Origin of the sequence: Haloferax sp. AB510 (genome assembly GCF_024136985.1) — an archaeon.
GTDB lineage: Archaea > Halobacteriota > Halobacteria > Halobacteriales > Haloferacaceae > Haloferax.
Map to the genome: position 1 here is coordinate 1 of NZ_JAMYJY010000123.1, position 10,536 is coordinate 10,536.

Genomic DNA, 10,536 nt, shown 5'->3' on the forward strand with positions numbered 1-10,536 from the left:
GACCGCGGAGGTCTTCGTAGCCTCCGTCGATGCCGTCGAGGTAGCCACCGAAGTCTGGTTCTTCCGTCTGCGCCGCGGCCGTGCCGGAAGTGGCGGCGACCGCCGCGCCGCCAGCGGCCGCCCCGAGGAACGCCCGCCGAGACATATCCGCGTTGCCGTCGGTCATGTCCGCCGCTTGGTGTGGGCCTGTAGTGAATACTTTGGTTCTCGTCCGCCGGTCGGGGGGTGCCGCGCCTCGATATAGGGGGTGTCCCCGCGATGTCGGCCGCGCCGACGGGGGTCGCCTACAGGGGCAGCCTCACGGGGCCGCCTACAGCGTGTAGTCGAACTCGCCCGTCTCGCTCTCCAGGAACGCCGTCAGGAGGTCGATGTAGGCGACCACGTCGTCCTCGTGGACGCTCTCGGTGACGGTGTGGAGGTAGCGCGTCGGCATCGAAATCGCGCCGACGGGCTTCGCGCCGTAGCTGTTCTGGAAGCCGCCGGTGTCGGTGCCGCCCGCGGGGAGCAGTTCCAGCTGGTAGGCGATGTCGTTGTCCTCGGCCACGCTGCGGAGGCGGCGGTGGACCTTCGGGTTGGCGATGGCGCTGGAGTCCTTGAGCTTGATGCCCGCGCCCTCGCCGAGTTTCGTGACGTGGTCGGCGGGGTCGAAGCCGGGCACGTCGTTGGCGACGGTGGTGTCGAGACCGAGCGCGAGGTCGGGGTCGAGGTCGACGCCGAGCGCCTGCGCGCCGCGGAGGCCGACTTCCTCTTGGACCGTGGCGGCGAAGTGAATCGTCACCTCGGGGTTCTCGATGCGCCGGGCGGCCTCCAGCATAGCGAACAGGCAGACGCGGTCGTCGATGGCCTTTCCCGTCACGTGGTTCCCCATGCGGACGGTCGTCTGTTCCATCGTCACGAGGTCGCCGACGGAGACGGTCTCCTCGACGGTCTCGGCGGGCAGGCCGAGGTCGACGTACACGTCCTCGACTTTCGGCTCTTTCTTCTTCTGCTCCTCAGTCAGCGTGTGCGGCGGGACCGAGCCGATGACACCGGTGAAGTCCTCGTCTTCGGCGTGGACCGTCACGCGCTGGGCCTTCAGGACGCGGGGGTCCCAGCCGCCGAGGGCGTCGAGCTGCAGGAAGCCCTCGTCGTTGACGTGGCGGACCATGAAGCCGATTTCGTCCATGTGGGCGGCGACGGCGACCTCGTAGTCGCCCTCGCCCTCGATGGTGCCGACGACGTTGCCCATCGCGTCGACCCGGACGGTGTCGGTCGTCTCCTCGAGGTCCTCGCGGACGAGCGCGCGGATTCGGTCCTCGTAGCCGGGGACGCCGCTGGTCTCCGTGAGCTGCTTCAGGCGGTCGAAGTCGAAGTCCATGCGAGTGCATGAATTGCCGTTGTAGATAAGTCCATCAGTCCCGGGCGACCGTGCCGACACTCGACGGGTTGCCGCGCCGTCTCGCAAAGAACTCTAAATATATTCATTATTGTTCCGGAACCCTTTTCCACCTCTCTACGTAGGTACACGGTATGTCCGACACCGAATCTCAGCTCCGCGAGCAGTTCATGGACGCCTTCGCGAACGCCGACTTCCCCGTGAAGAACCAGATGTCTCTCGTCCCCGCGCTCCCGAACGGTCCGGGCACGAAGTTCAAGGCCGACGACGTGACCATCACGGCGATGGAGCTGGCCGCCAAACTCGGCAAGCACCAGGACTTCCCGTACGAGGACCCCGAGAGCCTCGTCGACGACATCATCGCCGGCCTCAAGGCCGAAGACATGATCTGAGTTCGGTCGTCGCGTGACCGAGACGAAACGCGCGCTCTGGGACCGCTTCGTCGACCGGTTCGTCGACGCCGCGGACCCGATTTCACTTTTCGAGACGGACGCCGACGGGACCGTCGAGACCATCGCGTACGGCCGCTCCGGCCGGCGGACGCTCCGCCGCGGCGAGCGCATGGAGCGTCGGCTCCGCGAGGCCGGGGGTCGCGTCGTCGCCGACTACGACCGACGCGAGGGCCGCTACGAGGGGCTCGTCTACATGATGTACACTCTCGACGGCGACGAGGTCGTCCCCCGATACCTCGGCAAGTGCGGGAAGTTCGGCGCGTCCGGCACCGACCTCAACAGCAACCTGAAGAACGTCGACACCAACGACGGCAAACTCGCGCGCTGGGGCTACGGGAACTACTACCACTTCGGCGACCTCTCGTCGGCCGCCTTCCGCGACGACGGGCCGGGGAAGTACGACCGCTGGCTGGACGCGCTGTTCGCTTCGACCGATCCGCCGCGGCTCCGCGAGCCGGTGTACTTCTGGGTCGAGCCGTGGGCGGTCGGCACGGAGGGGCCGTACCCCGACACGCGGCCGTACCTCGAAGAACTGGAGTACCAACTCATCGGCATCGCCTTCGAACTGTACCCCGAGCGCCTGCTCAACACCGAGGGCGTGCCGACGAACCCCGAGGCCTACGCGAAGATGCGCGGCTGGACCGACCGCGAGGACACCCGGCTTTCGGACTTCTGACACCCAAACCGATTTCTCGTCGCCGGGGCAATTCGAGGTATGCGAACGTACGACATCGAGCGCTACCTGAACATCAGGAGCGCCTACGGCGCGTCCTTCTCGGCCGACGGCGAGCGCCTGTCGTTCCTCATGGACACGACGGGCGTCCCGCAGGTCTGGACGGTCGATTCGCCCGGCGCGTGGCCCGAACAGCGGACGTTCTACGAGGAGCGCGTCACCTTCGCCTCGTGGTCGCCCGAGCGCCTCGAACTCGCCTTCGGCATGGACAAAGGCGGCAACGAGCGCGCGCAGTTGTTCCGGCTCGAACCCGACACCGGCGTCATCGAGAACCTGACCGAACACCCGGATGCCAAGCACCGCTGGGGCGGCTGGAGCCACGACGGCGAGCGATTCGCGTTCACCTCGAACCGCCGCGACAACGCCGTGTTCGACGTGTACGTGCAGGCCCGAAACGGGACCGGCACCGACGCCGAACTCGTCCACGAGGGCGACGGCTGGCTCACCGTCGGCGGCTTCTCACCTGACGACTCGAAGCTTATCGTCCAGGAGGCGTACTCGAACTTCGACCAGGACGTGTCCGTCCTCGACCTCGCCACAGGCGAGTTGACCCACCTCACGCCGCATCAGGGGACGGTCCGCTTCCAGAGCCCCGAGTGGGGTCCCGACGGCGAGAACGTCTACATGGTGACCGACCGCGGGAGCGACACGCTGGAACTCGTCCGCTACGAACTCGCCTCCGGAGCGTTCACGACCGTCGAGACCGGCGGCGACCACGAATTGGAGGGCATCAGTATCGACCACGACTCGCGGCGACTCGTCTACTCGCGGAACGTCGAGGGGTACACGGAACTCACCTTTGGTGAACTCACCGCGCCCGACCGCATCGACGTGCTCCCCCAACCCGACCTGCCGAACGGCGTCGCCGGCGGCGTCTCGTTCTCCCCGGACGGCGAGCGCGCCGCGGTCACCGTCACCGCCAGCGCCGACACCGCCAACGTCTACGTGGTCGAGTTGGCCACGGGCGACGCCGAGCGGTGGACGCTCGCGGCGACGGCGGGTATCCCCCGCGATACGTTCGTGCCGCCCGAACTCGTCCGGTACCCGACGTTCGACGGCCGGGATATCCCGGCGTTCTTCACGCTTCCCGAGGAGTCTCCCGAGGGCGAGACGCCCGTCATCGTGGACATCCACGGCGGGCCGGAGTCCCAGCGCCGGCCGTCGTTCTCGTCGGTCAAGCAGTACTTCCTCTCGCGGGGTTACGCCTACTTCGAGCCGAACGTCCGCGGCTCCGCGGGCTACGGGAAGGCCTACGGCCACCTCGACGACGTGGAAAAGCGGATGGACTCCGTCGCCGATATCGAGGCCGCCGTCGAGTGGCTCCACGACCATCCGGCGGTCGCCCCCGACAAAATCGTCGCCATGGGCGGCTCGTACGGTGGGTTCATGGTGCTCGCGGCGATGACCGAGTACCCCGATCTGTGGGCCGCCGGCGTCGACATCGTCGGCATCGCGAACTTCGTGACGTTCCTCGAAAACACGGGCGACTGGCGGCGCGAACTCCGCGAGGCCGAGTACGGCTCGCTCGAAGACGACCGCGAGTTCCTCGAATCCATCTCGCCCATTAACAACGTCGAGAAGATTCGCGCGCCGCTTTTCGTCCTCCACGGCGAGAACGACCCGCGAGTGCCGGTCAGCGAGGCCCACCAACTCGTCGAGGAGGCGAGAGAACACGCCCACGTCCGCGAACTCATCTTCGACGACGAGGGTCACGGCTTCTCCAAACTGGAGAACCGCATCGAGGCGTACTCCCAGATAGCTGACTTCCTCGACGAGTACGTCCGGAGCGCGCCCGCCGCTGACGACTGAGCCGGACCTGCCTTATTTTCCGTTAGAGTCAAAGCGCGGGACATCGAATCCCCGTCTATGAGCGCGGACTCCGAACAGCGAACGATCCGGTGTCTCATCGCCAAGGTGGGACTGGACGGCCACGACCGCGGTGCACACGTCATCTCTCGCGCCTTCCGCGACGCGGGATTCGAAGTCATCTACTCGGGGCTACACCGGGCCCCGGACGAGATTATCCAGGCGACGGTCCAAGAGGACGTGGACGTGCTGGGTATCTCCATCCTCTCCGGCGCGCACAACACGCTCGTCCCGAAGGTGATGGCCGGCCTCGAAGAGTACGGCGCGCTCGACGACACGCTCGTCATCGTCGGCGGCATCATCCCCGAAGAAGACCGGCCGGGGCTCCTCGAACAGGGCGTCGACGCCATCTTCGGCCCCGGCACGCCGATGCAGGAGACCATCGACTTCGTGAAGGAAAACGCGCCCGAGCGAGCGTGACGATGAGCCGGGCGGTCGAATCCGACCTCGTCGAGCGGCTCCTCGACGGCGAGCACCGGGCGCTCGCACGCGCCATCACGAAAATCGAGTCGCAGTCGCCGGGCTACCGGGACATCGTCTCGGAACTCCACGCGCACACGGGCGACGCGTCCGTCGTCGGCATCACGGGTAGCCCGGGGGCCGGCAAATCGACGCTCGTGGACAAACTGGCGAAGTACTACCGCGACCAGGGCGAGACGGTCGGCGTCATCGCCGTGGACCCCTCCTCGCCGTACACCGGCGGGGCCGTCCTCGGCGACCGCATCCGCATGGCCTCGAACGTCGGCGACATGGACGTGTTCTTCCGGTCGATGAGCGCCCGCGGTCAGCTCGGCGGGCTCTCGACCGCCACCGCGGACGCCGTGAAGGCGCTCGACGCCTTCGGGAAAGACCGCATCATCATCGAGACGGTCGGCGCGGGGCAAAACGAGGTGGACGTGGTGAAGACCGCGGACACGGTCGTCGTCCTCGTCCAACCCGGCAGCGGCGACGACGTACAGATGCTCAAGGCGGGCATCCTCGAAATCGGTGACCTGTTCGTCGTCAACAAGGCCGACATGGAGGGCGCGTCGCGCACCGTCGCCGAACTGCAGGAGATGATTCACCTCCGCGACGACCCGCGGGCGAACCTCGACACGGGCCACCACGGGGCCGACGCGTTCGATGACGAGTCGGCAGACGCCGAGGCGTCGGACGCTCCCGACGACCCCCTCGTCTGGACGCCGCAGGTCCTCGAAACCGTCGCCACGACCGGCGAGGGAATCGACGAGTTGGTCGAGACGCTGGACGAGCACCGCGACTACCTCGACGCCTCCGGCGAGTTGGCGGAGAAGGCCCGCAAGCGCGCGGGAGAGGAGATTCGACAGCTCCTCCGAAGCGACGTGAACCGACTCCTCGAAGCCGAACTCGACCGACGCGGCGGAGTCGACGAGTTCGCCGAGGCCGTCGTGGAAAAGGAGACTGACCCCTACGCGGTCGCCGAAGACGTGCTCGAACCGTTCCGGGAGTGTTTGGACGGGCGAGACGACTGAGACGCCCCGGGCGCGGGCGAGGAGGTCCCGCCCGTCACCCCGCCACGGGCGGGCGAATTAAGGCCACCGCGCACCATCTACGTGACATGAAACTCCGACGAGCCATCGGACTGGCCGCAGCGGGCGTCGGTCTCGCCGCCGCGACCAACGCCGCCCTCTCGAAACGCGTGGGCCCTCTCGAACCGCCGCTCTCCGGAAACCACGGGACGTATCGCTGGCGCGGCATGGACGTGTCGTACGTCGAAGCCGGCGACGAGGACGACCCGACGCTCGTCCTCTTCCACGGTATCAACGCCGCGGGGTCGTCCGGCGAGTTCCGCGAGGTGTTCTCGGCCCTCGCCGAGGACTACCACGTCGTCGCGCCCGACCTCCCCGGGTTCGGGCTTTCGGACCGGCCGGCGCTGTACTACTCGCCCGCGCTCTACGAGGACTTCGTCGGCGACTTCCTCGCCGAGTACGACGACCCCGCGGTCGTCGCCTCGTCGCTCACCGCGGCCTACACCGTCGCCGCCGCGGAGCGAGACGACGTGTCCGTCTCGCGGTTCGTCCTCGTCTGTCCCACGTCGCGCGGCGGTCCTGACCCCAAGGAGTGGCTCCGCGAACTCGTCCGCGCGCCGGTCGTCGGCGAGGCGCTGTTCAACGTCATCGCCTCCCGACCGTCGATTCGCTACTTCAACGCCGACCACGGCTACTACGACCCCGAGAAGGCGGGCGAGGAGTGGCAGGAGTACGAGTGGCGCACCGCTCACCAAGAGGGCGCGCGCTTCGCGCCGGCGTCGTTCATCTCCGGCTACCTCAACACCGACATCGACCTCGCGGCGGCGCTGTCAGACCTCGACGTGCCGACGACGCTCGTCTGGGGCCGCGAGAGCGACATCACACCACTGAAGCGGGGTCGAGACCTTGCGGACGCGGCGGACTGCACGCTTGTCGTCTTCGACGACGCGATGTTGCTCCCGCACGTCGAGTTCCCGAACGCCTTCGTCGACACCGTCCGCGACGCCCTCGACTGAACGGGGCCGAAGCCGCGGCCGCGACCACGAGCCGAACCGACACAACCCGACCCAACCCCCCGAACTGAACCGATGTTTGACTCCCTGTCGCTGTTCTCGTTGTTCCTGTACGGAGCCATCGCGCTCCTCGCGGTCGGATTCTGGGCGTGGCTCCTCGGTTCGTACGTCTTCGGCTGGCGCTCGCCGCTGGAGGCCCTCGAGGCGAGCGACGAGTAATTGACCGCGCGGCGCTACTCGCTCGCGGGCCGGAACACGAGCAACTGCTCGTCGGTCGTCGCGTTCTCGCCCACGCCGACCGAGACGGTCGTGCCGAGGTCGACCTCGTCGGCGGGGAGGTCGCGAACGACGCCCGTGAGTTTGACGGGGCCGAACGACGCGATGGCCGTCACGTAGGGCGCTTCGTCGGCGAAGTTCGGCGCGGGGACGTGGACCTCGGTGAACGTGAGTATCTCGCCCGTCTCCGGGAGCGGTTCCGCCGTCAACTCGGCCGCGCCGCAGTGCGGGCAGGAGCGCCGCGGCGGGAGCGAGCCGTGACCGTCGGGACACGCGAGGTAGTAGCCCTCCCCGTCCGCGATTGCGGCCAGCCACTCGTCGTAGCCGGTGTCGGTCATCGGTCCACCTCCAGGACGTGGACGACCGCGCTGGCGACGGTCCCACCCGCGTTGTGGGTGACGCCGACCCGAGCGTCGGGGACGGCGTCGCTGTTGCCGTGGTCGCCGCGGAGGAGTTTTGTCATCTCGACGATTTGGGCGGTCCCCGTCGCACCCACGGGGTGACCCTTCGCCTTGAGACCGCCCGAGAGGTTCACCGGGAGGTCGCCGTCGCGGGTCGTCTCGCCGCGGGCGGCCGCGCCGACTCCCTCGCCGTGACCGTAGAGGCCGAGCGATTCGAGCGCGAACACCTCGGCGATGGTGAAGCAGTCGTGGACCTCGGCCACGTCCACGTCGTCGGGGGCGATTCCGGCGTCCGCGTAGGCGGCATCGGCGGCTTTCGTCGCGGCGGGCGTCCGCGCGAGGTGCGGCCTGTCTTGGAGCGCGGCCTTGTCGCCGCCCTGTCCCGACCCGGTGACGGTGACGGGTGCTTCGAGGCCGTGGCGCTCGGCGTAGTCGTCGCTGACGAGGACGACCGCGCTCGCGCCGTCGGTGATGGGACAGGCGTCGTAGAGAGTGAGCGGGTCGGCGACGACGGGGCTTTCGAGCGCGTCTTCGACCGTGATTTCGCGGTGGAACTGCGCGTAGTCGTTCTGCATCGCGTTGGCGTGGTTCTTCACCGCGATGTGCGCGAGATCCTCGCTGTCGCCGCCGAAGGCGTCGAAGTACGCGCGAGCCATGAGCGCGTACGCGCCAGGGAACGTGACCCCCGCGCGGACCTCGAACAGTTCGTCCGCGGCAATGGCGAGCGACTGGGTCACCTCGGCGGTCCCGAGGTTGTTCATGCGCTCCATGCCGCCGGCGAGGACCACGTCGGCCGCGCCGCTCCGAATCGTTGCAACTGCCTGCCGGAAGGCGACGCCCGCGGAGGCGCAGGCCTGCTCGTAGCGGGTCGCGGGGCAGTCGAGGCCGGCGGCCTCGGCCATGACCGGCCCCTGATGGCCCTGCTTCTCGGCGAGTTCGCCCATGAAGTTGCCGTAGAAGATTTCCTCGTAGTCGTCGCGGGAGACGCCGGCGTCCTCGCGGGCGGCGAGGGCGGCCTCCGCGAACAGGTCGCGGCCGGTTCGCTCGGGGTGACTGCCGAACTTCGTCAGCCCGACCCCGGCGATTCGCACGTCAGTCATGAATGAACGTACGTGATAGATGGTCCTTGAACCTGCCGTTCGTCTGTGAACCGAACCACGATTCGCACCCGTTCGCTCGCTCTCGCGGCCGCGACGCCTCGACGCGGGTGTCTCGCCGGTGTCGGTCGATTTCACCACCACATCTCCTCCGAGTTTTCGACTCATCGCAACGGTTACCACGGCCCCGCGAGACGGTCCACTATGAGTGACTGGATAGGCGACACGTTCACCAGCGAGGTCGGCTGGAACCACCTGGAGACGCTCGTCGACATCGGCAACCGAATGGCCGGTTCGCCGGGCGAGCGCGAGGCGATGGAGGCGACCCGAGACGCCCTCGAACGCGTCGGCGCGCGCAACGCTCGCATCGACCCCTTCGAGATTCAGGGCTGGGAACGCGGCGACAGCGCCGTCTACGCCGCCAACACCACGCAGGACTGCATCGCGCTCCCGCGCAGTCCCGCCGGCACCGCGAGCGGCGAACTGGTCGACCTCGGCTACGGCCTGCCCGAGGACTTCGACCGCGACCTCTCGGGGAAGGTCGTCGTCGTCTCCACGACGGTACCCGACCACTACGACCGCTTCATCCACCGCCGCGAGAAGTACTACTACGCCGTTGAGGCCGGCGCGGCCGCGTTCGTCTTCGCCAACCACGTCCCCGGCCAACTCCCGCCCACGGGGAGCGTCGGCACCGCCGAAGCGCCTATCGGGGACATCCCCGCGGTCGGCGTGAGCAAGGAGGTCGGCGCGCGCCTCCGCCGCCGGTTCGACGGCGACGAGGTGACCGTCGACGTGACCTGCGAGACGCCCGCGGCCGAAAGCGGGAACGTCCACGCCGAACTCGGCCCCGACACCGACGAGGAGGTGCTCGTCACGAGCCACCTCGACGCCCACGACATCGCCGAGGGTGCGATGGACAACGGCGCGGGCACTGCGATGGTGGTCGAGGTCGCCCGCGCGCTCGCCGCCCGCGAGGACGAACTCGACACGCGCATCCGTTTCGTCTGCTTTGGCGCGGAGGAAGTCGGCCTCGTCGGCTCCGAGTACGAGGCCGACCGCCTCGGCGACGACCGGGCGAACGTGAAAGCCATCGTCAACAACGACGGCGTCGTCGCCGGGCGGACGCTCAAGCTCACGACTCACGGCTTCGACGAACTCGAAACCGCCGCCGAGACGGTTGCCGAGCGGTTCGACCACGACGTTTCGACGCTCCCCGAACAGCTCCCCCACAGCGACCACTGGCCGTTCGTCGCTCACGGCGTCCCGGCGTACATGGTCGGTAGCGAGCAGGAAGGCCGCGGCCGCGGCTGGGGCCACACCCACGCCGACACCATCGAGAAACTGGAGTCGCGGACGCTCCGCGAGCAAGCGATTCTCCTGACGGAACTGACCGTCGAACTCGCCGACGCAGACCGCGAGATACCCCACGCCGACCCGGCGGACATCGCGGCGGCGCTCGAAGCCGAAGACCAAGCGGAAGGCATGAAGGTCACCGGCGACTGGCCGTTCTGAGGCGTCGGCGACTCACAGTACCCATCCGGCCCGCCCGGCCCGCGCCGCCCATCGCCGGACCGAACCACGAGGGCTTTTATTCGCGGCGGCGTAGCACGGGACGATGCTACGGGGGCTCGCCGCAGGTGGACGACGATGAGATTCGGTATCGTCGGTGACGACTCGGTCGCCACCGCCGTCAGAGCGGCCGGTGCGTCGGTCGAACCGGAGCCGGCCGACGCGGACGCCGTCGTCGCCGTCGGCGAGTCGGCGCTCTCGACGGTCGCACTCGGCTCCGAGTGGTCGTGCCCGGTCGTCCCCGTCGACTGCGGCGCACCGTGGTCG

11 protein-coding genes and 2 pseudogenes are annotated in these 10,536 nt (G+C 68.3%); 9 read left to right on the plus strand and 4 right to left on the minus strand.

The window, feature by feature from the left end:
* Together NKF06_RS17835 and NKF06_RS17840 are read right to left on the minus strand one after the other, a co-directional pair.
* Nucleotides 1-166, minus strand: a pseudogene (locus tag NKF06_RS17835) (halocyanin); the annotation flags it as partial.
* A 144-nt stretch (nucleotides 167-310) separates the two neighbouring features.
* On the minus strand, nucleotides 311-1,357 hold the full coding sequence (locus tag NKF06_RS17840) for a M42 family metallopeptidase (protein WP_058828047.1): 1,047 nt from the start codon (nucleotides 1,355-1,357) through the stop codon (nucleotides 311-313).
* A gap of 152 nt (nucleotides 1,358-1,509) precedes the next feature.
* On the opposite strand from NKF06_RS17840, the gene NKF06_RS17845 reads away from it, so the two are divergent.
* From NKF06_RS17845 to NKF06_RS17875, 7 genes are all read left to right on the plus strand, one after another.
* Nucleotides 1,510-1,767 (plus strand): MTH865 family protein, encoded by a 258-nt coding sequence (locus NKF06_RS17845; RefSeq protein WP_058565845.1) that lies wholly within the window; start codon nucleotides 1,510-1,512, stop codon nucleotides 1,765-1,767.
* A 13-nt stretch (nucleotides 1,768-1,780) separates the two neighbouring features.
* On the plus strand, nucleotides 1,781-2,503 hold the full coding sequence (locus NKF06_RS17850) for a hypothetical protein (RefSeq protein WP_253246177.1): 723 nt from the start codon (nucleotides 1,781-1,783) through the stop codon (nucleotides 2,501-2,503).
* A gap of 39 nt (nucleotides 2,504-2,542) precedes the next feature.
* Nucleotides 2,543-4,369, plus strand: a complete 1,827-nt coding sequence (locus NKF06_RS17855; protein WP_253246178.1) for a S9 family peptidase — start codon at nucleotides 2,543-2,545, stop codon at nucleotides 4,367-4,369.
* A 57-nt stretch (nucleotides 4,370-4,426) separates the two neighbouring features.
* Nucleotides 4,427-4,846, plus strand: coding sequence for a cobalamin B12-binding domain-containing protein (locus tag NKF06_RS17860; protein ID WP_008092303.1), 420 nt, complete (start codon nucleotides 4,427-4,429; stop codon nucleotides 4,844-4,846).
* Nucleotides 4,847-4,848: 2 nt separating this feature from the next.
* Entirely contained in the window at nucleotides 4,849-5,916 is a 1,068-nt protein-coding gene (gene meaB, locus NKF06_RS17865; RefSeq protein WP_058828051.1) for a methylmalonyl Co-A mutase-associated GTPase MeaB, read from the plus strand.
* Nucleotides 5,917-6,002: 86 nt separating this feature from the next.
* Nucleotides 6,003-6,929 (plus strand): alpha/beta hydrolase, encoded by a 927-nt coding sequence (locus NKF06_RS17870; RefSeq protein ID WP_253246179.1) that lies wholly within the window; start codon nucleotides 6,003-6,005, stop codon nucleotides 6,927-6,929.
* Nucleotides 6,930-7,001: 72 nt separating this feature from the next.
* Nucleotides 7,002-7,145, plus strand: coding sequence for a hypothetical protein (locus NKF06_RS17875; RefSeq protein ID WP_253246180.1), 144 nt, complete (start codon nucleotides 7,002-7,004; stop codon nucleotides 7,143-7,145).
* Between the two features lie 14 nt (nucleotides 7,146-7,159).
* Here the strand turns inward: NKF06_RS17875 and NKF06_RS17880 are convergent, their stop codons facing one another.
* Nucleotides 7,160-7,540 carry an OB-fold domain-containing protein gene (locus NKF06_RS17880; protein ID WP_253246181.1) on the minus strand — a complete coding sequence of 127 codons (381 nt, stop codon included), beginning with the start codon at nucleotides 7,538-7,540 and terminating at the stop codon, nucleotides 7,160-7,162.
* Nucleotides 7,537-8,703 (minus strand): thiolase domain-containing protein, encoded by a 1,167-nt coding sequence (locus tag NKF06_RS17885; RefSeq protein ID WP_253246182.1) that lies wholly within the window; start codon nucleotides 8,701-8,703, stop codon nucleotides 7,537-7,539. The genes NKF06_RS17880 and NKF06_RS17885 overlap by 4 nt, the downstream gene beginning before the upstream one ends.
* Nucleotides 8,704-8,904: 201 nt before the next feature.
* Between NKF06_RS17885 and NKF06_RS17890 the strand changes: the two genes are divergently transcribed.
* Together NKF06_RS17890 and NKF06_RS17895 are read left to right on the plus strand one after the other, a co-directional pair.
* Entirely contained in the window at nucleotides 8,905-10,212 is a 1,308-nt protein-coding gene (locus NKF06_RS17890) for a M28 family peptidase (protein WP_253246183.1), read from the plus strand.
* 135 nt (nucleotides 10,213-10,347) lie between these two features.
* Nucleotides 10,348-10,536, plus strand: a pseudogene (locus NKF06_RS17895) (ATP-NAD kinase); the annotation flags it as partial.

Bases quoted from the DNA above. Each gene is read 5' to 3' on its own strand.
- NKF06_RS17840 (WP_058828047.1), bottom strand. From the start codon at position 1,357: ATGGACTTCGACTTCGACCGCCTGAAGCAGCTCACGGAGACCAGCGGC.
- NKF06_RS17845 (WP_058565845.1), top strand. From the start codon at position 1,510: ATGTCCGACACCGAATCTCAGCTCCGCGAGCAGTTCATGGACGCCTTC.
- NKF06_RS17855 (WP_253246178.1), top strand. From the start codon at position 2,543: ATGCGAACGTACGACATCGAGCGCTACCTGAACATCAGGAGCGCCTAC.
- NKF06_RS17860 (WP_008092303.1), top strand. From the start codon at position 4,427: ATGAGCGCGGACTCCGAACAGCGAACGATCCGGTGTCTCATCGCCAAG.
- meaB (WP_058828051.1), top strand. From the start codon at position 4,849: ATGAGCCGGGCGGTCGAATCCGACCTCGTCGAGCGGCTCCTCGACGGC.
- NKF06_RS17870 (WP_253246179.1), top strand. From the start codon at position 6,003: ATGAAACTCCGACGAGCCATCGGACTGGCCGCAGCGGGCGTCGGTCTC.
- NKF06_RS17875 (WP_253246180.1), top strand. From the start codon at position 7,002: ATGTTTGACTCCCTGTCGCTGTTCTCGTTGTTCCTGTACGGAGCCATC.
- NKF06_RS17880 (WP_253246181.1), bottom strand. From the start codon at position 7,540: ATGACCGACACCGGCTACGACGAGTGGCTGGCCGCAATCGCGGACGGG.
- NKF06_RS17885 (WP_253246182.1), bottom strand. From the start codon at position 8,703: ATGACTGACGTGCGAATCGCCGGGGTCGGGCTGACGAAGTTCGGCAGT.
- NKF06_RS17890 (WP_253246183.1), top strand. From the start codon at position 8,905: ATGAGTGACTGGATAGGCGACACGTTCACCAGCGAGGTCGGCTGGAAC.